Genomic DNA, 23,242 nt, shown 5'->3' with positions numbered 1-23,242 from the left:
GCCGGACATGGACGAGAGGCGGCTCCGGAGCCTCACGCCGAGCGTGATCGGCATTCTCGTCCGCCGCGGAGCAGACTTCGCGGCGGCCGAGGACGCCGTGCAGGACGCCTTGGTCGAGGCGGTCCGCGTCTGGCCCGACGACCAGCCCCGAGACCCCAAGGGCTGGCTGGTCACCGTGGCCTGGCGCAAGTTCCTCGACGCGACGCGCGCGGACACCGCACGCCGCAGGCGTGAGAACTGCGTCGACGAGGAACCGGCGCCCGGACCCGCCCCCTCGACGGACGACACGCTGCAGCTCTACTTCCTGTGCGCCCACCCGTCGCTGACACCGTCCTCGGCGGTCGCGCTCACCCTGCGTGCCGTCGGCGGTCTCACCACCCGCCAGATCGCCCGGGCCTACCTGGTGCCCGAGGCGACCATGGCGCAGCGCATCAGCCGGGCCAAACGCACCGTGTCCGGCGTGCGCTTCGACAGGACCGGAGACGTCGCCACCGTGCTGCGTGTCCTCTATCTGGTCTTCAACGAGGGCTACTCCGGTGACGTCGACCTCGTCGCCGAGGCGATCCGGCTCACCCGGCAGCTCTCGGCCGCCATCGACCACCCCGAGGTGGCGGGCCTGCTCGCCCTCATGCTGATCCACCACGCCCGACGCGCCGCCAGGACCGCACCCGACGGCAGCCTGGTGCCGCTCGCCGAGCAGGACCGCGGCCGGTGGGACACCGAGGCGATCGCCGAGGGCATCGGGATCCTGCACGCGGCCCTCGCCCGCGACCGCCTCGGCGAGTTCCAGGCGCAGGCCGCCGTCGCGGCGCTCCATGCCGACGCGCCCACCGCCGAGGAGACCGACTGGGTGCAGATCGTCGAGTGGTACGACGAACTCGTGAGCCTGACCGACAGCCCGGTCGTCCGGCTCAACCGCGCGGTGGCCGTCGGCGAGGCCGACGGGCCGCGCGCCGGTCTGGCGGCCCTCGCCGCGCTCGACCCGTCCTTGCCCCGCCACGCCGCCGTGGCGGCGTACCTCCACGAACGGGACGGCGACCTGGCGACGGCGGCTCATCTGTACGCCGAGGCGGCCCGTAAGGCGCCCAACCTGCCCGAACGCGATCACCTGACGCGTCAGACAGCTCGGCTCAACGCAAGGCTCAACGCCCTGCGGAGTGATTGACGGGCCGCGCTCGGCGCCCGGCGCGGGTGGCTGGGGTCGTCAGGGCTCCCCGCGTTCCCTGACGACATCGGCCGGGTCCTTGTCGTCCCGCAGCCCTTGATAGCGGGGGTGGCGCAGCATGCCGTCGCGCGTCCATTCGGTGAAGGCGACTTGAGCCACGAGACGCGGCCGCGCCCAGTGCGCGGTCCGCTCCGCCACCGGGCCGTCGAACGGCGAGTCCGTCAGGCGGAGTTCGTCGAGCTGCCGGCGCAGGGCCAGCAGCGTACGCCGGTCGAAACCGGTGCCGACCTTGCCCGCGTAACGCAGCCGATCGCCCTCGTAGTAGCCGATGAGCAGTGCCCCGATGCCCTCCCGGCTGCCCGTGGGTTCGGTGAACCCGCCCACCACGAATTCCTGGCCCCGGGAACATTTCAGCTTGAGCCAGTCGCCCGAGCGGCGCGCCTGGTAGCTGCTTTCGGCCCGCTTGGCGATGAGGCCCTCCCAGCCGCGGCGGCACGCGTCGGCGAGGAGTTCGGGCCCGCCTTCGTTGCGGTGGGTGCTGAACCGCAAGGGGGCGGTGAACGTGATCGCACGTCGCAGCAGTGACTTGCGGGTACGCAACGGCAGCCGACGTACGTCCATGCCGTCCAGGCGCAGCAGGTCGAAGACGTAGTAGGTGACCGCGACCTTGCTCGCCGCGACGTCGGCGGGCCGGGTGAGTCCCATGCGCTGCTGCAGTCGCCCGAAGTCGGTCCTGCCGTGCGAGTAGGCGACGATCTCGCCGTCGAGCGTGAAGTCCGCGGTGTCCTGTCCCGCGAGGGCGTCGACGATCTCCGGATACGTGGCGTCGAGCCGTCGTCCGGACCGGGACCGCAGCGTTACCTGGCCGTTCTCGCGCACCGCGAGTGCCCGGACTCCGTCCAGCTTCCGCTCGAAGATCCAGCCGTCCGGGAAGTGACGCAGATCGGTGAGCGTCGCCAGCATCGGGGAAGCGGCCAGTTCGACGCCCGGCTGCGCCTCGCGGAGTCGGCCGTCCAGGCCCGGCGGCAGGCCGTCGAGGAGGCCGGTCATGGCTGCTCACCGCTGTCACCGCTGTCGGAGTGCCAGGTCGGGGCGTCCGGCTCCTCGGCGACCTGGCGCAGCGTACGGCCGCTGAGTGCTGACCTCGCACGGCGCGGGTCGGGGGTTCCGCCGCCCGAGCGGTGTCCGGTCCGTACGAGCAGCCAGGTCGGTTTGGCGGAGGAGCTTCCGCTCTTCTCCTCGCGGCTGTGGAAGCGGGTGAGCGCGTACTGCCCGCGCAGCTTCTCGCCGTGCAGGTCGAACGTGGCGTGGCCCTTCTCCAGGGCCTCGCCGAACGGCACCGGGCGGTGGCGCTTGTCGTGGCTGGTCGGCCGGTAGGTGCCGCGGTCCCAGACGATGACGGTCCCGCCGCCGTACTCGCCGGAGGGGATCACTCCCTCGAAGTCCCGGTACTCCAACGGGTGGTCCTCGGTGGGGATGGCCAGCCGTTTGTCCTGCGGGTCGGTGGAGGGGCCCTTGGGGACCGACCAGGACTTCAGTACGCCGTCGACCTCCAGGCGGAAGTCGAAGTGCATCGTGCTCGCGTCGTGGATCTGGACCACGAACGTGGGCTCATCGGCCGCATCCGCATCGGCTGCGTCCCGCGCCGATGGCTCACCGCTCGGCTCGCTCGTCCTGTCGAAGTGCCGCTTGCCGCGGTAGGTCCGCAGACCGTCCTTCTCGCTCACGCGGGCCCCTTCCGTCGGGTCGCTGATCCGTTCGCCGATCCGTTCGGGCGCCCCGTACCCCGTGATTTCCTCCGGCATGCGATCACCTGCCAGGTGACCTGCGGTGATGGGGTGGCTCGGCCCCGGCCAGGTTATGCACCCCCGATCCCACCCGCACGGCGAGCGCGCCCCGGTCGCAGGTCCTGTGGCCCCGGTCGGCGTCCTGTGCGCACTCGTATGTGTGGGACCGCGGCCCGCGGGACACCCGATGCACCGATGGCTCGCGTTCGCGCAGGTCGTACACCGTGAGCGGTATCAGGCGTTCGCGCCTCCGAGAGGTGCGGAGCAAGCTGGAGAGAGTGGATCCGAGGAAGGAAGAGCATCCATGGGTGACACCCCGCAGGACCCGACGACGAAGCACCCGCAGCCCGAGTTCGCCTCGCAGGACCAGGAGCCGCCGGGCTGGACCGGCCCGATGGACCCGCCCCCCGACCACGGCGAGGAGTCCTACCGGGGGAGCGGGCTGCTGCAGAACCGGGCAGCGGTCGTGACCGGCGGCGACTCAGGCATCGGCCGGGCCGTGGCTCTCGCCTACGCACGCGAGGGTGCGGACGTCCTGTTCACCTATCTGCCCACGGAGGCGGAGGACGCCCAGGAGACGGTGCGGCTCGTCGAGAAGGCCGGACGCCGCGGCTTGGCCGTGCCGTGCGACATCCGCGAGGAGGAGCAGTGCCGTCGCCTCGTGGAGCGTGCGGTGGCGGAGTTCGGGCGCATCGACGTCCTGGTCAACAACGCGGCCTATCAGATGTCCCAGCCCGAGGGCATCACGGAGATCTCCACGGAGCAGTTCGACCGCGTCGTACGAACGAATCTGTACGGCATGTTCTGGCTGTGCAAGATGGCCGTGCCGCACATCCCGTCCGGCGGTTCCATCATCAACACCACGTCGGTGCAGGCCTACAAGCCGAGTCCCCACCTGCTCGACTACGCCATGACCAAGGGCGCCATCGTCACCTTCACCCAGGGGCTCGCGCAGATGCTGGTCGAGGACGGGATCCGCGTCAACGCCGTCGCTCCGGGCCCTGTGTGGACGCCGCTGATCCCGGCCACGCTGCCCGACACCAAGGAGTTCGGCAAGCAGGCCCCCATCGGCCGTCCGGCCCAGCCCGCCGAGATGGCGCCCGCCTATGTGTTCCTGGCATCGGAGCAGGCGAGCTTCATCACCGCCGAAATCATGAATGCCACCGGAGGCACACCGCTGCCGTGACCCGGCCGGGGGAGCGAGACGACCGCGGAAGCATCGGCGTGAAGGAGACGGTGACGTGAGCCCCACTGTTGAGCTGCAGGTCGGACGACGCAAGGTCGAGGTCAAGCGAGCCGAGAAGGAACTCTTTCCGCAGGACGGCATCACCAAGGCCGACCTCGCCGAGCACTATCGGCGTGTGGCGCCGCGGATGCTGCCCGAGCTGCGCGGCAGGCCCCTGATGCTGGAGCGGATGCCCGACGGGATCGACGGCGACCGCTTCTACCAGAAGGAGGCCTCCGACTACTTCCCCGACTGGATCCAGCGCGCCACGGTCGCCAAGGAGAGCGGCAAGGTCACGCATGTCGTCTGTGACGACACCGCGACCCTCGTCTATCTCGCCGGCCAGGCCTGCATCACCCCCCATCGCTGGCTGAGCCGGGCCGACCGGCCGCGCTGCCCCGACCGCCTGGTCTTCGACCTCGACCCGCCCGCCGACGACTTCGAGCCCGTACGCAGTGCCGCCCACCGTCTGCACGAGCTGCTCGAAGAACTCGACCTGCCGTCGGGCCTGATGACCACCGGCTCACGCGGTCTGCATGTCGTCGTGCCCCTGAACCGGCGCGACGACGCCGACGACGTGCTCGCGTTCGCCCGCGCCGCCGCCGAGACCCTGGCGGCGCGGTACGACAAGGAGCTGACGACCGAGCCCCGCAAGGACGCGCGCAAGGGGCGGCTGTACCTGGACGTTGCCCGTAACGGCTACGCCCAGACCGTGGTCGCCCCGTTCGCCGTCCGGTCCAGGCCCGGCGCCCCCGTGGCCGTGCCGCTGGGCTGGGACGAACTGGACACGCCCGGGCTGACCGCCCGCCGCTGGACGGTGGCCAACCTCGGGGACCGCCTCGACAAGGATCCCTGGGCCGGACTCGCCCGGCACGCGCGCGGCGTGAACGCCGCCGCCAGGCGGCTGCGAGAACGCACGCAGGCATAGCGACGCCCTCACGGGAGAGACCCGCAAGGGGCCGAGCGTCAGCGCTAGTGGAGGAGAGTCCGATGCGTGCACTCACCTGGCACGGCAAGCGAGATGTCCGGGTCGAGACGGTCCCCGACCCCGTGCTCAAGGAGCCGACCGACATCATCGTGCGGGTCACGTCCACCGGCGTGTGCGGCTCCGACCTGCATCTGTACGAGGTCCTGGGCCCCTACATCGACCCCGGGGACATCCTGGGGCACGAACCGATGGGCATCGTCGAGGAAGTCGGCCCGGGCGTCAACGAACTGTCGCCCGGTGACCGTGTGGTGGTGCCGTTCAACATCTCCTGCGGACAGTGCTTCATGTGCGACCGAGGTCTGCACTCGCAGTGCGAGACCACCCAGGTCAAGGAGCGCGGTACGGTCGCCGCCCTGTTCGGGTACACCAAGCTCTACGGCCAGGTGCCCGGCGGGCAGGCGGAACTCCTGCGGGTGCCGTTCGGTAACACCCTGCCCGTCAAGGTGCCGGCGGGGCCCGCGGACGACCGGTTCGTCTTCCTCTCCGACGTGCTCCCCACCGCCTGGCAGGCAGTGGAGTACGCCGACATCCCGCCCGGTGGCACGGTGACGGTCCTTGGCCTGGGGCCGATCGGCGCCATGGCCGCGCGCGTCGCGCTGCACCGGGGAGCAAGCCTGGTGGTGGGGGTGGACCTGGTGCCGGAGCGGCTGAGCCGGGCCTACGCCGACGGCGTCAAGGCCTTCGACCTGCGCCGCTACGGCAAGGATCTCGGAAACGCGATCCGTGACCTGACGGACGGACGCGGCACGGATGCCGTCATCGACGCGGTGGGAATGGAGGCGCACGGCGCGCCCCTGGCCAAGGCGGTCCACTGGGGCGTGGGCCTGCTGCCCGGCGGCATGGCCGGAAAGCTCATGGACCGCGCCGGCGTCGACCGCCTCGGCGCCCTGTACGCGGCGATCGACATCGTCCGACGCGGCGGCACCCTCTCCGTCTCCGGTGTCTACGGCGGCGCGCTCGACCCGATGCCGCTCCTGACCATGTTCGACAAGCAGCTCCAGCTCCGCATGGGCCAGGCCAACGTCCGACGCTGGGTGGACGACATCCTGCCGCTGCTCACCGACGAGGACCCGCTCGGCGTGGACGACTTCGCCACGCATCACATGGCGCTGGAAGAAGGCCCCAAGGCGTACCGGATGTTCCAGGGCAAGGAAGACGGAATGATCAAGACACTGCTCAGGCCTTGAAGCCGGAGCCCGAGCTCACTGTGCCGGTTTCGAGTTCACCACGAAGTGCGCCCCGTCGGGGTCGCTCAGGAGTGCCTCCGTGGCCCCCTGCGCGCCCTTCAGAAGCCTGCCGCCGTGGGCGCGCGCGGCCCGGACACAGGCGTCCACGTCGTCGACCGTGAAGTGGATCGCCCAGTGGGGCCGGATCTCCGGATCGGGCGCCGCTTCCACCGCCCCCGAATGGATGCGGGCCACGACGTCGCCCTGGCTGCGCAGCACGACCCGTTCGTCCTCGTAGTGGACCTCGCAGCAGCCCGACGACGTGGACGCCCAGCCGAGTACCTCCGCGTAGAAGATGGCCGCGTCGAAGGCGTCCCGGGTGTAGAGCTCCACGAAGACCGGGGCCGCGCGGCGCCATGCCTCCCAGTCGGACACCAGCTCGCCCTCCCAGATGCCGAAGACGGCTCCCTCGCGGTCGGCGAGCAGCGCCGCCCGGCCCGGCGGGAACGAGATGGGCCCCACCGCGGTCGTCCCGCCACGCTCCTGGCTGCGGGCCACGGTCTCGTTCGCGTCGGAAGCGGCGAAGAAGGGGGTCCAGGCCACGGCCGCCTGCCCCACGGCCTCGACGGCGGACACTCCCGCCACCGGGACGCCGCGCACACTCGCGAACCTGTACTGGTCGCCCAGCTTGCCGACGCGCCAGTCCCACCCCAGGACGGCGCGGTAGAAGGCCTGCGCGGCCTCCAGGTCCCGCGTGGTCAGGCTGACCCAACAGGGTGCGCCGAACACCGAGCTGCTGGGTACGTGGCGGCTTGTGGATGCCTTGTGGCTGCTCATTTTCTGTACCGTTCCGAGGTCGAAGGACGCCCCACCCTCTTCGGGCTACTGGCGCCCGACCCTGCGCGGCCGGGAGACGGCCCGCATCGGCGGCCCGCGCCCGTGATCCCTGTCGGCTCCATCATCCCCACGAAGGGGCCGCGCGTCGCGCCGGGCAGAGGGACCGATACCTCCGCATGGACGACCTCGGGCCGGGCATCCGTGGCATCAGTGGTGTCAGTACGCATCAGGCGACTGGCGGGAGCGTTTTTTTCTCATATGGGGTACATGAGCGTTATGAGCACTCATAGCTATACCGTTCTGGCCGTCGAGGGCGGCGGCTCGCTGATCTTCATCATCGTCGGCGTCGCCGTGGTTGCCGGGCTGCTCGCCATGTTCGTCAGCGGACGGCGCCGCGCGGCCCGCCGTTCCGAGCCCACGACCCCCTCCCGCAACGTCGATCCCCCCAGCGGCGAAGCCCAGCGGGGCACCACCTGGCAGACCCCCGACGACGACCCCGACCAGGGACATCCCCACCCCTGAGCGCCGGGGCGGGGCGGTGAACGGGGTCTGGCGTCGACGGCACGGCGCGAGGGAGGGTTCTCTCGCCGGAGCCGAGTGCGGGAGAGTCCGCCACCAGGAGGGGAGACACCACCGTCATGCCATCTCAGCGAGGACTCGGTGTGGCCGTCATCGGCACCGGGAAGATGGGCGCCGATCATGTACGCCGACTCCACGACGTCATCAGCGGGGCGCGGGTGGCGGCCGTCGCCGACATCGAGGCGGAGCGGGCGAAGTCGCTGGCCGCCACGATCGAGGACTGCACGGCCTACACGGATCCGGCGGCCGCCATGGCCTCGGGAGAGGTGGACGCCGTACTCATCGCCTCCCCCGGTCCGGCCCACGAGGCGGCCCTGATCGAGGCGCTCGGCCATGACCTGCCGGTGCTGTGCGAGAAGCCGATGACTCCGGACACGGCCTCCGCCCTGCGGATCTTGGAGGCGGAGCAGCGGCTCGGCCACCGGCGCATCCAGGTGGGCTTCATGCGGCGCTATGACTCCGAGTACATGAAGCTCAAGGCGATGCTCGACAGCGGTGAGCTGGGCCGGGCACTGATGCTGCACCAACGCCACCGCAACCTGGCCATGCCGCCCGGGTTCACCGACGACATGCTCATCACCAGCTCGGTCGCCCACGAGGTGGACGCGACCCGCTGGCTGCTCGACCAGGAGATCGTGGCGGTCACCGTGCACAAGCCGGCGCCGACATCGCTCGCCCCGGCCGGTATGAACGACCCTCAGCTCGTCCTGTTCGAGACCGCGGCGGGCGCGCTCGTCGACGTCGAGATCTTCGGCCACTGCGGCTACGGCTACCAGGTCCAGGCCGAGGCGGTCTGCGAGCGGGGGACCGTGCGCATCGGGGACGAACAAGGGCCCCGGGTGAGCACCGACGGCCGCTGGGGAGGCCACGTGCCCCCGGACTACGTCGAGCGTTTCGAGGACGCCTACGACCGCGAGGTGCAGGCCTGGGTGGACGCCACCCGCAGGGGCGAGGTCACAGGACCGAGTGCCTGGGACGGCTACGCGGCCGCGGCGGTGTGCGAGGCGGGCGTCGTGTCCCAGGGGGAGGGCGGGCGCGTCGAGGTGGAACTGGTCGAACGCCCGGACTTCTACGGGCGGACCGTGCGACGCGACTGAGAGGCGGCGAAGCGGGGTGGGCGGCACCGATCCGGTGCCGCCCACCTGGCGTTCGTGCCGTGTCCGTCCGGTGCGCCTACGAGCGCACGGTGAGCACCAGCTTCCCCGTGACGCGGCCTGTCTCGCCCTCCGCGTGTGCCTTGGCGGCCTCGGAGAGCGGGTACGTCTGCGACACGTGGACCCGCAGCTGGCCGGACTCGGCGAGCGCGGCGACGGCCGTCATGCCCGCCTGGTCGTGCTCCACCAGCATGTCCGTGGCGCGTACGCCCAACTCGGCGGCGCGCTCGGCCACTTCACCGAAGTTGCCGGGCAGGATCGACACCAGGATGCCGCCCGGACGCAGCACCTCCAGGGATCGCAGCCGGTCCTCGCCGCCCAACGGGTCGAGAACGACGTCGATGTCACGGGCCTCCTTGACGAAGTCGGCGGTGCGGTAGTCGATGACCTCGTCCGCGCCAAGGCCCCGCACGAAGTCGTGCTTGGCTGCCGAAGCCGTGCCGATGACGTAGGCGCCGCGCGCCTTGGCGATCTGCACCGCCGCATGGCCCACGCCGCCGGCTGCCGCGTGCACCAGCACCCGCTGGCCCGGCTGTACTCGCGCGTTGTCGACCAGGGCCTGCCAGGCGGTCAGCGAGACCAGCGGCAGGGCGCCCGCCTCGACGTGGCTCAACCCCGCGGGCCTCGGCACGAAGGCGCGGGTGGGGCCGGTCACGTACTCGGCGTGCGAACCGGCCCCGTACGGGTACGGCAGCATGCCGAACACCTCGTCGCCCGGCTGGAACAGCGAGACGCCGATGCCGACCGCCTCGACGATGCCCGACACGTCCCAGCCGAGGGTGAACGGCGGCTCTCCCAGGAAGGCGCCGAACCTGCGGTGCTTCCAGTCGGTCGGGTTCACGCCCGCCGCGTGCACGGCGACGAGGATCTGGCCGACTCCGGGCTCGGGGCGAGCGACCTGGATCTCCTTGAGCACGTCGGGCTCGCCCAGGACGTCCTGGCTGATGGCGTTCATGGTCACGGTGTCGTTGGTCATGACTCCAGCGTGCGGCAAGGACCTGACCTGGGCAATGGCAAGATTGCCATGGAGCGATAGAATCGTGCCATGGCTTCGATGGATTTCCTCCCCGGTCGCCCGCACCGCGTGGTCGTGCTCGCCCTCGACGGCGTCTACCCCTTCGAGCTGGGCATCCCGAACAGGGTCTTCCCGTTGGTCCCCGGGGCCTACGAGGTGGTGACCTGCGCGGCGACGGACGACCGCACGGTGGCCACCGACGCCGATTTCAGCATCACCGTCGGGCACGGCCCCGAGGCTCTGGCGTACGCGGACACGGTGGTGCTGCCGCCGTACGACCTGCGGCGCATCACCGCCGAGCTGCCGGAGCCGGTGCGTGACGCGCTCTCCCGGATCAGGCCGGGCACGCGGTTCGTCTCCATCTGTACGGGGGCGTTCACGCTCGCCGCGGCCGGGCTCCTCGACGGGCGGCCCGCGACGACGCACTGGGCGCTCGCGGACCATTTCCAGAAGATGTTCCCCGGCGTCGACCTGGACCCCGACGTGCTGTTCGTCGACGACGGCGACGTCCTCACCTCGGCGGGGGCCGCATCAGGGGTGGACGTGTGCCTGCACGTGGTGCGCGCCGATCACGGCAGCGCGGTCGCCAACCGCGTCGCCCGGCACTGCGTCGTACCCCCGTGGCGAGAAGGCGGCCAGGCCCAGTACATCGAGCAGCCGATCCCGGACGAGGGCGCCACCGGCACGGCTGCCACCCGCGCCTGGGCCCTGGAACGCCTCGACCGGCCGCTCGCCCTGCGGGAGCTGGCCGCGCACGCCCGGCTGAGTCCGCGCACCTTCGCCCGCCGCTTCCAGGAGGAGACGGGAACGAGTCCCGGCCGGTGGCTGATCCAGCAGCGGGTGCACCGGGCACGGCACCTGCTGGAGTCCAGTGACCTGCCGGTCGACCGGATCGCCGCGGAGGTCGGCTTCGCCACCGGCGCGTCGTTGCGACAGCACCTGCACGCGGCCATCGGGGTGTCGCCGCAGATGTACCGGAAGACGTTCCAGGCAGGGTTGATCACCGGCAGCGCATAGGCCCTGACCAGCGCTGATAGGCGTCGATCAACGCCCGGGGCGGTACTTGTAACGGCCAGCTGCCAGGGGTGGGGTTGCACTGGAACGGTTACCGCACGCAAGGGTGCGTGCACCGAAAGTAAGGATCGGCCATGGGTAAACGTCAGTCTCCCCGGGACAAGCGCCGCGCTCGCGACCAGGAGCGCAGCAAGCAGCAGCCCCGCAGGCAGGACGAGCAGACCGACGTCGAGAGGGTCGAGGAGCACCGACGCCCTGAGCACGGCGGCAAGCCGGGCGGCGACATGGACTTCTAGGCCCCACGGCCTGGACACGGCGCCTCACCTGAACCTCCGAGGGGGGGGCGGTGGGGCGCCGCGGTCGTGCTCACCCGCACGTGCCGGAAACCACCAGGTAGGCTGCCCGCTCGCTGAAGTGGGACGAGGGGGAGCGATCATTCGCGGCGTCGTGGGGATCAAGGGCAGGGGAGTGGCGGTCGGCGTCGTGCTGGCCGTCGTGTTCGGGGCTGCGGGGTGCGGGGCGGAGGCCGAGCCCGGTGGGTCCGGGAGCACGGGCTCCGCCGGGAAGGGTGACCGGGTCAAGAACTCCCTCACCTGGGAGTTCGAGCACATCGCGGACTTCAGCGGAAAGCTCTCCGATGTCGCTGTCCTGGCCGAGGACGACATCTGGGCCGTCGCGAGCGAGAACAACGGCGAGGCTGGCGCCCACCTGTTGCACTGGGACGGCTCGAAGTGGAAGCGCGAACCCCTTCCCGAAGCGCTCGGCGACAGCGTCTACCCACCGAAGCTCGAAGAGGTCGCGGAGGAAGAGCTGTGGTTGCGGCCGCAGACCTCGCAGGACGCCTCCGCCGTGAGCCGCTGGGTCAAGTGGGACGGCAGCCGTTGGTCCGCGCTGCCCAGCCCCCCGCCGGGCAACGTCGGCCGGCTCGATGCCTCGGGCCCGGACGACATCTGGGCCCTCGGCGGCGAGCGGACCGCCCAGCACTGGGACGGCACCCGCTGGGTCGCGACCCGGCTGCCGTACGAAGCGTCCGACCTCGCCGTGGTGGGACCGGACGACGTCTGGGCGGTCGGCAGCCGCTCGACAGGCCCCGGCACCCAGATGGAGGGTTCCGGCGAGGAGTACGGCCAGCCCGCCTCGATGCACTGGGACGGCACCTCCTGGAAGGCGGTGGAGACTCCGCAGTCCCGCTTCGAGGAGCCGCTCCCGCCGGAGCCCGACGCCGGCCTCGACCAGGTCTTCGCGTTCGACAGCGGTGAGGTGCGCGCGTACGGCATCAACTCCTTCAACCACGGCGAGGTCGAGAACGAACCCGCGGAGCAGTTCATCCGGCTGCGCTGGGACGGCTCGAAGTGGGCCGAGCAGAAGGACGCGCCCGGCGGATGCGAGCTGCGGACCCCGGTGGGGCAGGACGACAAGGGCCTGTTCCTCGACGGCAACTGGTACATGACCGACGACGGCCGGTGCGTGAAGATCAAGCGCCATCGCCTGCCGCTGTCGACGGGAGCCCGCAGGGACTCCGACCAGTCGCTGTGGCTGGAGGAGATCCACCGGGTGCCGGGCGGCGACGAGTGGCTGGGCGCCGGGCACGTCCAGGTCAACCAGTCGGGAGACCCCTTCGGCGCCCCCGTCGTCGTACGCCTCAAGCGAGGCGAATGACCCCCTCCGCCCCGCCGGGAGGGCTACGCGCCGGCCCCGTACGTTCCGTACTCCGGGCGTCCCTTCGTTTCGTAGATCTGAATCGCCAGTCCGCCCGGCGTCGTCTCATTGCTCAGGAGCCGCAGACCGACCGGCGCGCCCCCGTCCGGCAGCAGGCGGCGGCCCGTGCCCACGACCACGGGTGCGACGGCCAGCCGCAGTTCGTCGACCAGACCGGCGGCCAGCAGGGACTGGCCGAGCCGCCCACTGCCGTGGATCTGCAGCTCGCGGCCGGGCTGCCGCTTCAGCTCTGCGACCTGGGCGGGGATGTCGCCGGACAGGATCGTGGTCGGGTCCCACTCGGCCGTGGTCAAACTGTGGGAGGCCACGTACTTCGGCAACCCGTTCAAGATGGCGGCCGCCGGGTGCTCGGTCATCTTCGGCCAGTCCCGGGCGAAGTTCAGATACGTACGGCGGCCGAACAGGAACGCGTCGGCCTGTCCGAGCCAGCTACCCGCCAGCTGTTCGAACTCCGCGTCGAGATGTGGCACGAACCAGCCGCCCCGGGTGAATCCGTCACTGGTGTCCTCGTCCGGTGCCCCCGGGCCCTGGTAGACGCCGTCGAGCGACAGGAACTCCTGCAGTACCAACCTCATCGCGCACCATTTCCGTGATCGGGGGACGGTCCGTCCCGCTCAGCCTTCAGACAGCGTGCCGTACGAGAACTCATCGGTCCGGGCGCCGCCGATCCTGATGTTCCCGGGTCCCCAGGCCCGGCAGAACCCGCGGAGAGCGCCCGTTCCGGCGGAGCGGAGGCCGCCCCCGTTTGACCTGCGATGGCGGGATCGGTGTGGCTTGAGCGTTACGTACGGTCCGTCCGGCGTGGCGCGGCCGCAGACGGGGTCCCGCTTCCCTCCTGAGCTTCAAGGGCCATACTGGTCGGGCCCCGATCACTCACAGAACGACTCCATGGCCAAGAAAAGCAGCTCCTCGACCACCGCCCCCGACACCGCGTGGCTGGGGCGCGGGCGCCACCTCGGGCCCGACCCCGAGCAGGACGTCCGGCGCAACCTGATCGCCCTCAAGGCGGCCGGGGTGCTCGACGACTTCCTGGACCTCGACCCCGTCGAGGCGGCCCGCTCCACCGTCCTGCATCCGCGGGACGAGTCCGCCGACCCCGGCCCCTCGGCCCGCCGCCTCTTCGAGGCCCGCTGGCGGGTGGACGACGACATCACGGTGCGCGCGCAGCTGACCCTGTACGACCCCGAGAGCCGCCGCAAGGACGGCGAGGGCGTCACCTGGGTCCTCGCCGCCGAGGCGGAGGGGGCATGGGACATGCACTGGCCGTCGCCCGCCCTCATGTTCTGGCCCGACAGTGAGCGGGTCGCCTGGGACCACGACACGGTGCCGGGCGTGCGCCTGCGGACGGCGAACCATCTGCCGAAGGACGACGACGAGCTGCGCCACCGACTGCGCGACTGCACCCGGCAGAGCTGGTTCATCCATCTCGTGGTGCACGAGGCGATGACGCCGGACGCCATCGGGGAGCGGCCGCTCTCCGTGTTCCTGCCGCCGAGCCTGCGCCACCAGGTGGTCGAGCACCGGGGTACACCGGAACAGGCACAGATCGCCGACTTCGCGATGAAGCGGGAGCTGAGTGTGCGGATGCCGCGCGGCGGCGCCGTCGTGCTGCCCACGGCGCCGCCGACCCCGGACTACGACGCGGAGCGCTTCACAGTGCGCACCGTGTTCCTGGACGGCACGGAACCGACCGAACTCCTCGACCGGATCAAGGACTTCGCGGCTCTGCCGCGACCGCTGAGCGCCGAGGCCGAGCAGGCCCTGACCCGGCTGCGCCAAGGCTGGCACCTGCTCACCCCGGACGAGGAACTGACCCACGCCCAGGACATGGTCACCAGGTACGCCGAGGCCCTCGACGCCATGACGACCTCCCGCGACCTGTACCAGCAGGCGGCCGAGGCGGCGCAGGCCGCGCTGGCCGAGGTGACCGGTGGCGACGGTGTGCCCAAGCCGTCGGCTCCGGGGCACGTCAAGGCGGACGGCTCGCCGCTGACCGCCCTGACGAAGGCGTTCGGCCGCTTCCGGGACCCGAACAAGTAGGCAGCGCGGGCGTACGGCATCGTCGGCCCGCCGCGGTCACCCGGTTGCCGCCTCCGGGCGCCGGGGCAGGCCCGTTGGTTTTTCCCGCATGGTGACGAACGCGACGTGGGCCTGGTCAAGCATCTCGCCGTCGTCGAGTACGGGTGGTTCTGCGGGACGTTCGGACGCGCGATGGAGCCCTTCCCGTTCGACCCGGAGGACGTGGGCGCGGACCTGCGGGTGGAGCCGCACGAGACCACCGCCGACATCGTGGAGTACTACGGTCGTGCACGGGCCGCCGCCGACGAGGTGATCGCCGAGGTCGGCATCGAGGACCTGGGCACGACGCCCTTCGGCGCCAACCCGTCGCTGCGCCGGGTGCTCATCCACATGATCGAGGAGACGGCCCGGCACGCGGGCCACATGGACATCGTGCGCGAACTCATCGACGGTGCCACCGGCGATCACCCCGCCGGCTGATCCCGGCCCCCGGAGGCGGGACCGTCCTCGCAACTGGGCGCGGGGGAGGCGGCATCGGCGTAACGGCGCGCCAAGTGGGCGCAGGCAGCGTTGAGTTCGCTCGGGCCGATGACCTCGATGTCGGCGTCGAACCTGCCGATGGCGGCGGCCAGACCGGCCCATGACCACGAGCCGAGGACGAGTCGGCAGCGGTCGGGCCCGAGTTCCTCCACGATCCCCTCGCGGCTGTAACGGGACACCACGGCAGCGGGCAGGTCCAGGATCACCTCGCCGCGGCAGGGCCAGTCCCCCGAGCCGTCGAAGCCCTGGAACCTGCCGGCGACGAAGGCCGCCACGTCACCGCCGGGCACCTCGCGCGGCGTGAAGCGGGGACCCGTGGGGACGCGCGGGGTGATCCGGTCGGCGCGGAAGGTGCGCCAGTCCTCGCGGTCGAGGTCCCAGGCGACGAGATACCAGCGCGAGCCCCAGGTGACGAGGTGGTGGGGCTGCACCCGGCGAGGAGGGGGCCCGGCGCCGTCGGTGCCGGTGGCCCCGGGCGGGGACACGGGGGCGTAGTCGAAACGCAGCACTTCGCGGGCGTGCACGGCGGCGCTGAGCGCCATGAGCACATGGCCGGCCACCTGCGGGTTCGGCGGGACGGACGGCCGCTCGACGGCAGTCACCTGAAACGTGTCGATGCGGCGACGCAGCCGACCGGGCATGACCTGGCGGACGGTGGTCAGCGCACGCGCCGCTGCCTCCTCGATGCCGGCGCCCGACGTGGCGGCCATCTGGAGGGCCACGGCGAGCGCCACCGCCTGTTCGTCGTCGAACAGCAGTGGCGGCAGGTCCGCGCCCGCGTCGAGGCGGTAGCCCCCGTCGGGTCCCTTGACGGCCACGACGGGGTAGCCGAGCTCGCGCAGACGGTCGACGTCGCGGCGTACGGTGCGCGCGCTGACGCCCAGCCGCTCCGCCAGCAGCGCCCCTGGCCAGTCCCGCCGCGCCTGGAGCAGCGAGAGCAGCGAGAGCAGTCGCCCTGAGGTTTTCGGCATGACTCCATGGTGCCTCGAGAAGCGGCCACAACCTGACCGCTTCTCTTGCGAAGGTGGTGCTTGCCCGACACCGAGCACGACCGCCCGGAAGGCGCGATCACCGTGACCACCACGCCCACTGCACCCACCACGCCCACCGCCCTCACTGCCCCGGCTACGCCCACATCGACTCTCGACGCCGAGCGCACCGACCTGCTCGCCGGGCTCATCAAGCACGTGGCGTCCATCGAGGACGGCTGGCTGCCCTTCGTCCTCGACGGCCCGTCAGCGATGCGCTACCACCAGAACGACTTCCGGATGCTGCCCGGAGAGACGCCGGCCGGGATCATCGCGCGCTACGAGGAGGTCGCCGCCCGCACCGAGGGGATCATCGCCTCCGTACCCGACCTCTCGCTGACGCACCCGCTGTCGGAAGCTCCCTGGCACGAGCCGGGAGCCGTGCGCAGCGTGCGGGGGGTGCTGATGCACGTCATCGCCGAGACCGCTCAGCACGCGGGCCACGCGGACATCCTCCGCGAGGCGCTCGACGGCCGGAAGGCGAGCTGAGCGACCCGCGGCGCACCACACCGCGGTACAGGATGGAACCGACAGAAGGGAACGGCGTGGCCGTCAAGACCCGCCTCAGGAGGTCTCCGATGACCGTTCTGGACACCCGGGCGCTCAACCGCGCGACGCTCGCCCGGCAGCTGCTGCTCGAGCGGGCCGACCTACCGGCCCTCGACGCGGTCGCGCACCTCGGCGGGCTGCAGGCGCAGGAGCCGCAGGAGCCGTTCTTCGGCCTCTGGGCGCGGCTGCGGGCGTTCGATCCGGCGGAGCTGTCCGACGACCTCGTACGGCGGCGCGTGGTGCGCACCCACCTCATGCGCCGCACCGTCCACCTCGTCACCGCCGACGACGCCCTGGCCTGGCGCGCCCGCCACGACACGATGCTGCGTCAACGGGTGCTCGGCGTCTACCGCGGCGAACTCGAAGGGACGGACCTCGACGAGCTGGCGGCAGCGGGCCGGGCGGTCATGGCCGACGGCGAGCCGCGCTCCATGACCCAGCTCGCGCGGGCCCTCGCCGAGCGCTGGCCGGGGCCCGGGCCGCGGGCGCTGGGGGAGATGCTGATGGCCGTCGTACCCATGGTGCAGTTGCCGCCGCGGGGGCTGTGGCGGACGAAAGCGGGGGTACGCAACGCCCCGCTGTCGGCCTGGCTGCAGCGCGAGGTCGCCCCGCTGTCCCCGGACGCCTCGGACCCCGTGGGCCAGGCGTTGCTGCGCCGCTACCTGGCGGCGTTCGGGCCCGCCGCATCGGCCGACCTGCGCGCCTGGTGCGGTCTCGCCGGGCTGCCGGCGGCCGTGGCCGCGCTGCGCGATGAGCTGATCACCTTCAGGGACGAGCGGGGCCGGGAGCTGCTCGACCTGCCGAACGCGCCGCGCCCGGACCCCGAAACGCCTGCCCCGGTGCGGTTCCTGCCCGCCTTCGACAACGCGATCCTCGGCTACCAGGACCGCACCCGCATCATCGACGACGCCCACCGCGGCCTGTCCGTCGCAGGAGCCCGCGTCGTCCTGGTGGACGGACGGGTCGCCGCCACCTGGACCGTGGAGGCGGACACCGTGACGGTCGTCCCGCTGCGCCGCTTCTCCCGTGCCGAGCGCGCCGCGGTCACCGAGGAGGGCCAGGCGCTGGCGTCGTTCCTCTCCGGCAACGCGAGCGACCGCGTACGCGTCTCGGACCCGGGCCCGCCGCAGTGAGGGAGGTGGCGCGAACGCCTGGGTTACCAAAGGGTTCCTCAGTCACCGGAAAGTGCGTTCTTCCACGTCAGCGCCGGCTCTCCTACGGTTCTCGAGTAACCACCGGAGAGCGCGGACGACGTGCCGCCGGTGGTATCGATCCGCAGATCCCAATTCCAAGGACAAGGAGCGAGCACACCATGGCCATCACTCTGGTGAATCCCGACGGGTTGCCGAAGATCGACGCCTACCGGCAGGTGTCGGTCGCGACGGGGTCGAAGCTGGTGTTCCTCGCCGGTCAGGTCGCCTGGGACGCCGAGGGAGTCACGGTCGGCGAAGGCGACCTCGCCTCCCAGGTCGAGCAGTGCTACCTGAACGTCGCCACTGCCCTCGCGGGAGTCGGCGCTTCCTTCGACGACGTGGCGAAGCTGACCGTGTACGTCGTCGACTGGACCCCCGACAAGATGCCCCACTTCCTGGAGGGGGCGGCCAGGGCCGCGGCGAAGTTGGGGGTCACGCCGGTGCCGCCGGGCACTCTGGTGGGCGTGGCGGCTCTGGACGTCCCCGAACATCTGGTGGAGGTCGAAGCCACCGCGGTCATCGACTGAACCCTCGGCTGAACTAGGGTGATCGGTGCGAATTCCCAGGAGCGGCCTGGTCACTGCGGTCGGTTGTCGCAACACGGTTGAGGAGAAGAGCTGTTGACGACATTCCGGCAGCACATGGCGGAGATGGCGGGGCGTGCCCTGGCGGCGTTTCCCCAGGTTGCGACCGCCGAGATCTACGCGGTGACGTTCCGGATCGACAGCGTCGACCAGGACCCGAGGTTTCCGTACCTGGCGATCGGTTACAACACCGAGACCGAGGTGGCCCGGCAACTCGCCGAGGGGGGCGGGGCGGAGCCGTGGGAGAGTCGCTGGAACTACGCCTACTTCCCGCCCTCGGGGCTTGAAGGCGTACGCGTCATCGGCCACGATCCCGTGAACGATCCGGTCGGCTCCGAGCTGCACCGGGCTGAGGCCGCGGCCCAAGACCTCTGGTACGAGGGTGGGGTCGACGACGAGGATGACGACGAGGGCGAGGACGGCCTCTCCGAGGAGGAGGAAGACGAGCGCGGCGAAGCGCTCGCCGAACAGTTCCACGAGCTCTGTGTCGACCTCGCGCGCGAACTCCACGGAGGCGGTCGGCTCGGCGGTGTCCTCGGACGGCCGGTGCCCGTGATCCTCTACGACATGTTCGACCCCGACGGGATGTTCGCCCTGACCCGTGCCGCGAACCCGCCCGAGCTGGTCACGGAGTTTCTGCGCGGGGAACCGCGGGGTTAGCCGCGGTCGGCCGGAGCCAGAGGGCCGTCAAGGGGGGGAGCGTCAGGCTGATGGATGCGGCGAAGCCGTGGCCGGCGTCAGGTTCCCGCCGGCATTGGGCGTTCTCGACGCCGCTGCCGCCGTAGCGTGCCGCGTCGGTGTTGAGGATCTCCTCCCAGGCCTCGCCCGCCTCGGGAGGTACGCCGAGGCGGTAGTCGTGGCGCACCACCGGTGAGAAGTTGAAGACGGCCATCAGCGGGCTGCCGTCGGTGGCGTGGCGCAGGAAGGCGAAGACATTGTCCTCGGCGGCGTCGGCGGTGATCCAGCTGAAGCCGGACGGGGAGGTGTCCTGCTCCCACAGGGACGGTGCCGTGACGTAGTGGTGGTTCAGGTCGGCCACGAGGTGCTGGATCGCGCGGTGTTCCAGGTGGGCGGGGTTGTTCTCCTCCAGCACCCACCACTGGGGCCCCTCGGCCTCCGACCACTCGGCGCCTTGCGCGAACTCCTGGCCCATGAACAGGAGTTGCTTGCCCGGGTGGGCCCACATGTAGGCCAGGTAGGCGCGGTGGTTGGCGCGCTGTTGCCACCAGTCGCCGGGCATCTTCGACACCAGCGCCTGCTTTCCGTGCACGACCTCGTCGTGCGAGAGCGGCAGGACGTAGTTCTCGCTGTAGGCGTAGACCATCGAGAACGTCATCTCGTCGTGGTGGTACTTGCGGTGCACGGGTTCATGCGCGATGTAGGCCAGGGAGTCATGGGACCAGCCCATGTTCCACTTCAGTCCGAAGCCAAGGCCCCCGAGCCCGGCCGCCGAGGGATGGTCCGTGGACCGGGTGACCCCGTCCCACGCGGTGGACTCCTCGGCGATGGTGACGACGCCCGGGCAGCGGCGGTAGACGGTGGCGTTCATCTCCTGGAGGAAGGCCACGGCGTCCAGGTTCTCGCGTCCGCCGTGCGCGTTGGGTGACCAGGCGCCTTCCTCGCGCGAGTAGTCCAGGTACAGCATCGAGGCGACGGCGTCGACGCGCAGCCCGTCGATGTGGAACTCCTGGCACCAGTAAGTGGCGTTGGCGACGAGGAAGTTGCGGACCTCCTTGCGGCCGTAGTCGAAGACGAGGGTGCCCCAGTCGGGGTGCTCGGCCCGCCGCGGATCCCGCGGCTCGTACAGGGGCTGACCGTCGAACTCGGCGAGCGCCCAGTCGTCGCGGGGGAAGTGGCCGGGGACCCAGTCCAGGAGGACGCCGATGCCCGCCTGGTGCAGCGTGTCGACGAGGTACTTGAAGTCGTCGGGCGTGCCGAGGCGTGCCGTGGGGGCGTAGAAGCCGGTGACCTGATAGCCCCACGAGCCGCCGAAGGGGTGCTCGGCGACCGGCATCAGCTCGACGTGGGTGAAGCCCAATGTCCGTACGTAGTCCGTGAGTTCCTCCGCCAGCTCGCGGTAGGTGGAGCCAGGCCTCCACGAGCCGAGGTGGACCTCGTACACGGACATGGGAGCCGCGTGCGCCGGTCGGTCGGCCCGGTGCTCCATCCATCGGGCGTCGCCCCACACGTGGTGGCTGCGTGTCACCACGGAAGCCGTCGCCGGAGGGGTCTGCGTGTGGCGTGCCATCGGGTCCGCGCGCTGCGTCCGGGAGCCGTCGGCCCGGGTGATCTCGAACTTGTACATCGCCCCTTCGCCCAGACCGGGCACGAAGAGCTCCCAGATGCCCGACGACCCGAGGGACCGCATGGGCAGCGCGGTTCCGTCCCAGTGGTTGAAGTCGCCGCAGACGCGCACCCCGATCGCGTTCGGAGCCCATACGGCGAAGCGTGTGCCCTGCACCCCTTGGTGCTCCCCCACGTGCGCGCCGAGCGCCGTCCAGAGCTCCTCGTGGCGGCCCTCGGAGATGAGATGCAGATCCAGCTCGCCCAGGGTGGGCAGGAACCCGTAGGGGTCCTCCGTCTCCACCACTGCCTCGGGGTAGCACACCCGCAGCGTGTACGGGGCGGCCGGCTGCACCGGGATGCCGCCCGAGAACAGGCCGTCCCCCTCGTCGTGCAGCTCCCATGCCAGGTCGTCCAGCACGACGGACACCGCCTGCGCTCCGGGGCGCAGGCAGCGCAGATGTACGCCGTGCGGCACGGGATGTGCACCCAGGACCGCGTGCGGGTCGTGATGTGCGCCGCGCAACAGCCGGGCCCGGTCCTCGGCGGCCAGTGGGGGCAGCGCGCATGCCCCGCGGACGGCTGCGGCGGCGGTGGCGGCTGGGGACACCTCGGTGACGGCCATGTGTGCTGCTCCTCGAACCCTTGGGACAATCCTTGGCGGGCGATCAGTGGTGGCGGGCGAGCCGTGCGACGGCCCGGAGGGGGACGGTGATCCAGTCGGGGCGGTGGGTCGCCTCGTAGAGAACCTCGTAGACGGCCCGGTCCGCCTCGTGTGCGTGCAGCAGTACCGGGATGTCCTGCGGATCGAAGAGGCCCGTCGCGCCGTATCCGTCGCAGAACGCGGTGCGGCAGCGCGCGGCCCATTCCGGGCGCGCCGCCTTCTCGACGTGGGCGGCGTAGTCGAAGGACCGCAGCATGCCGGCGATGTCGTGGATCGGGGAGCGATCGGCGCGCCGTTCCGCGAGGGGTTTGGCGGGCTCGCCCTCGAAGTCCACGACATGCCACCGGCCGTCGGCCCGCAGCACCTGCCCGAGGTGGAGATCGCCGTGGATGCGCTGCAAGTGCAGGCCACCGTCCGTCGCGGCGAGCCTGATGAAGACCTCCCGCAGACCCGACACGTGCGAGCGCAGGGCCGGCACGCCGGCCGCCGCCTGCAGAAGCCGATGGGTCATCTGGTCGGCCAGTCGCGTGTGGTGGTCAGCGGTGGGCTCGGCCACCGGGAACGACTCGGCGAGCGCCACGTGCAACTCTCCGGTCAGGCAGCCCAGTTCATAGGCCTGATCGGAGAAGTCGGCCTGAGCGAGGGCGGATTGCATGGCCAGGGTCCAGCCGTCCGTCGCTCCTGGCAGGAAGCGCTGGACGACGCCCAGGGTGCCCCAGAACGGCTGGGAGGTGTGGAACCAGGCGACGGGCTCCGGAACACGGGTGTACCCGTGCCGGGCCAGCACCCCAGGAATCTCCAGGTCCGGGTTGATGCCGGGCTGGATGCGGCGGAACAGCTTCAGGATGATTTCGTCGCCGTACACGATGGATGTGTTCGACTGCTCGACGTCCAGGACGCGCGGCATGAGACCCGCCGGGACCGCTGAGCGGGGGAACGACTCGAAGCGCAGGTCCCCCATGACGCCGCCGCGCCGGATCCGGTCGAGCAGCAGGATCGTGGCCCGCGGGTCGTAGAGCGCGTCGTAGACCCACAGGTCCTGTCCCCGGGATCCCTCCATCCGGCCGAGGAGGCAGCCTTTCATGCGGGGCGGCAGGTCGGTGACGGCGCCGAGCAGCAGTTGGTAGCAGGCGGTGTCCTGGGGGAGTCCGGTCTGTTCGACCCGTACCAGCAGGTGAAAGACGTCGGGGGTCAGCTCCGTCGCGGCCGTCACGGAGACGCCGGTGACGGCACGCTCCCGGTGGGCGAACCATCTTTGCCGTGGCAGCCAGCGACTCAGCAGGGTCGCCAGCGTCGGGCCGGCGAGGGGGTGAGGCTTGGTGCCGTACGACAGCAGCAGGGGCGAAGACATGACGTCACGTCCGATCACTTTGTGGAACGCACGGTCCTAGGCGCTCTTTCGCAGAGTCGGAACCAGTAGGAGCCGTGCCCGGCGAGGGTCAGGAGATAGGGAAGTTCGCCGATGGCGGGGAAGCGGACGCCGCCCATGAGCTCGACGGGGCTGCGGCCGTCGTAGGCCCGCAGGTCGAGCTCCGTGGGCTGCGCGAAGCGGGAGAAGTTGTGCACGCACAGCACCAGGTCGTCCTTGTATTCGCGCAGGAAGGCGAGGACGGCGGCGTTGGAGGAGGCGAGCTCGAGGTAGGAGCCGAGTCCGAAGGCGGGGTTTTGTTTGCGGATTTCGATCATCCTGCGGGTCCAGTGCAGGAGGGAGGAGGGGGAGGACATGGAGGCTT

Annotated in this window: 24 protein-coding genes; 15 read left to right on the top strand and 9 right to left on the bottom strand. The window is 71.1% G+C overall.

Going from position 1 to position 23,242, the window contains the following annotated elements:
- Positions 1 to 7: 7 nt before the first annotated feature.
- Positions 8 to 1,165 (top strand): RNA polymerase sigma factor, encoded by a 1,158-nt coding sequence (locus tag ACWGIH_RS19925; protein ID WP_453445496.1) that lies wholly within the window; start codon positions 8 to 10, stop codon positions 1,163 to 1,165.
- A 39-nt stretch (positions 1,166 to 1,204) separates the two neighbouring features.
- On the opposite strand, the gene ligD (ACWGIH_RS19920) is transcribed toward ACWGIH_RS19925, so the two are convergent.
- Positions 1,205 to 2,215, bottom strand: a complete 1,011-nt coding sequence (gene ligD, locus ACWGIH_RS19920) for a non-homologous end-joining DNA ligase (protein ID WP_453445494.1) — start codon at positions 2,213 to 2,215, stop codon at positions 1,205 to 1,207.
- Positions 2,212 to 2,892, bottom strand: coding sequence for a DNA polymerase ligase N-terminal domain-containing protein (locus ACWGIH_RS19915; protein WP_453445713.1), 681 nt, complete (start codon positions 2,890 to 2,892; stop codon positions 2,212 to 2,214). The genes ligD (ACWGIH_RS19920) and ACWGIH_RS19915 overlap by 4 nt, the downstream gene beginning before the upstream one ends.
- A 364-nt stretch (positions 2,893 to 3,256) precedes the next feature.
- Here ACWGIH_RS19915 and ACWGIH_RS19910 point away from each other — a divergent pair, with 364 nt between their 5' ends.
- The 3 genes from ACWGIH_RS19910 to ACWGIH_RS19900 all read left to right on the top strand — a co-directional run bounded on the left by ACWGIH_RS19910 (position 3,257) and on the right by ACWGIH_RS19900 (position 6,352).
- Positions 3,257 to 4,138 carry an SDR family oxidoreductase gene (locus tag ACWGIH_RS19910; protein ID WP_453445492.1) on the top strand — a complete coding sequence of 294 codons (882 nt, stop codon included), beginning with the start codon at positions 3,257 to 3,259 and terminating at the stop codon, positions 4,136 to 4,138.
- Positions 4,139 to 4,193: 55 nt separating this feature from the next.
- A complete protein-coding gene (gene ligD, locus ACWGIH_RS19905; protein WP_453445490.1) occupies positions 4,194 to 5,105 on the top strand; it encodes a non-homologous end-joining DNA ligase in 912 nt (303 codons plus the stop codon).
- Positions 5,106 to 5,167: 62 nt separating this feature from the next.
- Positions 5,168 to 6,352 (top strand): alcohol dehydrogenase catalytic domain-containing protein, encoded by a 1,185-nt coding sequence (locus ACWGIH_RS19900; protein WP_453445488.1) that lies wholly within the window; start codon positions 5,168 to 5,170, stop codon positions 6,350 to 6,352.
- Between the two features lie 15 nt (positions 6,353 to 6,367).
- Here the strand turns inward: ACWGIH_RS19900 and ACWGIH_RS19895 are convergent, their stop codons facing one another.
- Positions 6,368 to 7,168, bottom strand: coding sequence for a VOC family protein (locus tag ACWGIH_RS19895; RefSeq protein ID WP_453445486.1), 801 nt, complete (start codon positions 7,166 to 7,168; stop codon positions 6,368 to 6,370).
- A 276-nt stretch (positions 7,169 to 7,444) separates the two neighbouring features.
- Here ACWGIH_RS19895 and ACWGIH_RS19890 point away from each other — a divergent pair, with 276 nt between their 5' ends.
- Entirely contained in the window at positions 7,445 to 7,690 is a 246-nt protein-coding gene (locus tag ACWGIH_RS19890) for a DUF6479 family protein (protein ID WP_453445484.1), read from the top strand.
- Between the two features lie 116 nt (positions 7,691 to 7,806).
- Entirely contained in the window at positions 7,807 to 8,844 is a 1,038-nt protein-coding gene (locus ACWGIH_RS19885) for a Gfo/Idh/MocA family protein (RefSeq protein ID WP_453445482.1), read from the top strand.
- A gap of 76 nt (positions 8,845 to 8,920) precedes the next feature.
- On the opposite strand, the gene ACWGIH_RS19880 is transcribed toward ACWGIH_RS19885, so the two are convergent.
- Positions 8,921 to 9,877: an NADP-dependent oxidoreductase gene (locus ACWGIH_RS19880; RefSeq protein WP_453445481.1), complete on the bottom strand. Its 957-nt coding sequence runs from the start codon at positions 9,875 to 9,877 to the stop codon at positions 8,921 to 8,923.
- Positions 9,878 to 9,946: 69 nt separating this feature from the next.
- Between ACWGIH_RS19880 and ACWGIH_RS19875 the strand changes: the two genes are divergently transcribed.
- From ACWGIH_RS19875 to ACWGIH_RS19865, 3 genes are all read left to right on the top strand, one after another.
- The gene (locus ACWGIH_RS19875) at positions 9,947 to 10,933 is read left to right on the top strand and encodes a GlxA family transcriptional regulator (RefSeq protein WP_453445479.1); all 987 of its coding nucleotides are present in this window, start codon (positions 9,947 to 9,949) and stop codon (positions 10,931 to 10,933) included.
- Between the two features lie 131 nt (positions 10,934 to 11,064).
- Positions 11,065 to 11,226 carry a hypothetical protein gene (locus ACWGIH_RS19870; protein WP_453445477.1) on the top strand — a complete coding sequence of 54 codons (162 nt, stop codon included), beginning with the start codon at positions 11,065 to 11,067 and terminating at the stop codon, positions 11,224 to 11,226.
- Positions 11,227 to 11,344: 118 nt separating this feature from the next.
- Positions 11,345 to 12,589 carry a hypothetical protein gene (locus ACWGIH_RS19865; protein WP_453445475.1) on the top strand — a complete coding sequence of 415 codons (1,245 nt, stop codon included), beginning with the start codon at positions 11,345 to 11,347 and terminating at the stop codon, positions 12,587 to 12,589.
- Between the two features lie 23 nt (positions 12,590 to 12,612).
- On the opposite strand, the gene ACWGIH_RS19860 is transcribed toward ACWGIH_RS19865, so the two are convergent.
- Positions 12,613 to 13,224, bottom strand: coding sequence for a dihydrofolate reductase family protein (locus tag ACWGIH_RS19860; RefSeq protein ID WP_453445474.1), 612 nt, complete (start codon positions 13,222 to 13,224; stop codon positions 12,613 to 12,615).
- 313 nt (positions 13,225 to 13,537) lie between these two features.
- Between ACWGIH_RS19860 and ACWGIH_RS19855 the strand changes: the two genes are divergently transcribed.
- Positions 13,538 to 14,689, top strand: coding sequence for a hypothetical protein (locus tag ACWGIH_RS19855; RefSeq protein WP_453445472.1), 1,152 nt, complete (start codon positions 13,538 to 13,540; stop codon positions 14,687 to 14,689).
- A 105-nt stretch (positions 14,690 to 14,794) separates the two neighbouring features.
- Positions 14,795 to 15,148 carry a DinB family protein gene (locus tag ACWGIH_RS19850; RefSeq protein ID WP_453445470.1) on the top strand — a complete coding sequence of 118 codons (354 nt, stop codon included), beginning with the start codon at positions 14,795 to 14,797 and terminating at the stop codon, positions 15,146 to 15,148.
- On the opposite strand, the gene ACWGIH_RS19845 is transcribed toward ACWGIH_RS19850, so the two are convergent.
- Positions 15,133 to 16,179, bottom strand: a complete 1,047-nt coding sequence (locus ACWGIH_RS19845) for a helix-turn-helix transcriptional regulator (protein ID WP_453445468.1) — start codon at positions 16,177 to 16,179, stop codon at positions 15,133 to 15,135. The two genes, ACWGIH_RS19850 and ACWGIH_RS19845, sit on opposite strands and share 16 nt — an antisense overlap.
- A gap of 96 nt (positions 16,180 to 16,275) precedes the next feature.
- On the opposite strand from ACWGIH_RS19845, the gene ACWGIH_RS19840 reads away from it, so the two are divergent.
- The 4 genes from ACWGIH_RS19840 (at position 16,276) to ACWGIH_RS19825 (ending at position 19,222) form a co-directional block, all read left to right on the top strand.
- Positions 16,276 to 16,725: a DinB family protein gene (locus ACWGIH_RS19840; protein ID WP_453445711.1), complete on the top strand. Its 450-nt coding sequence runs from the start codon at positions 16,276 to 16,278 to the stop codon at positions 16,723 to 16,725.
- 89 nt (positions 16,726 to 16,814) lie between these two features.
- Entirely contained in the window at positions 16,815 to 17,918 is a 1,104-nt protein-coding gene (locus ACWGIH_RS19835; RefSeq protein ID WP_453445466.1) for a winged helix DNA-binding domain-containing protein, read from the top strand.
- A gap of 179 nt (positions 17,919 to 18,097) precedes the next feature.
- Positions 18,098 to 18,505 (top strand): RidA family protein, encoded by a 408-nt coding sequence (locus ACWGIH_RS19830; protein WP_453445464.1) that lies wholly within the window; start codon positions 18,098 to 18,100, stop codon positions 18,503 to 18,505.
- A gap of 93 nt (positions 18,506 to 18,598) precedes the next feature.
- A complete protein-coding gene (locus tag ACWGIH_RS19825) occupies positions 18,599 to 19,222 on the top strand; it encodes a hypothetical protein (protein ID WP_453445463.1) in 624 nt (207 codons plus the stop codon).
- Here ACWGIH_RS19825 and glgB read toward each other — a convergent pair.
- From glgB to ACWGIH_RS19810, 3 genes are all read right to left on the bottom strand, one after another.
- Entirely contained in the window at positions 19,188 to 21,470 is a 2,283-nt protein-coding gene (gene glgB / locus ACWGIH_RS19820; protein ID WP_453445461.1) for a 1,4-alpha-glucan branching protein GlgB, read from the bottom strand. The two genes, ACWGIH_RS19825 and glgB, sit on opposite strands and share 35 nt — an antisense overlap.
- A 43-nt stretch (positions 21,471 to 21,513) precedes the next feature.
- A complete protein-coding gene (locus ACWGIH_RS19815; protein ID WP_453445459.1) occupies positions 21,514 to 22,860 on the bottom strand; it encodes a maltokinase N-terminal cap-like domain-containing protein in 1,347 nt (448 codons plus the stop codon).
- A 14-nt stretch (positions 22,861 to 22,874) separates the two neighbouring features.
- On the bottom strand, positions 22,875 to 23,242 hold a 368-nt coding region (locus ACWGIH_RS19810), incomplete at its 5' end, for an alpha-glucosidase C-terminal domain-containing protein (protein ID WP_365826231.1).

Source organism: Streptomyces sp. NPDC054872 (assembly GCF_053610705.1).
The sequence above is the reverse complement of the archived record's forward strand: the minus strand, read 5'-3'. Positions and strand labels throughout refer to the sequence as shown.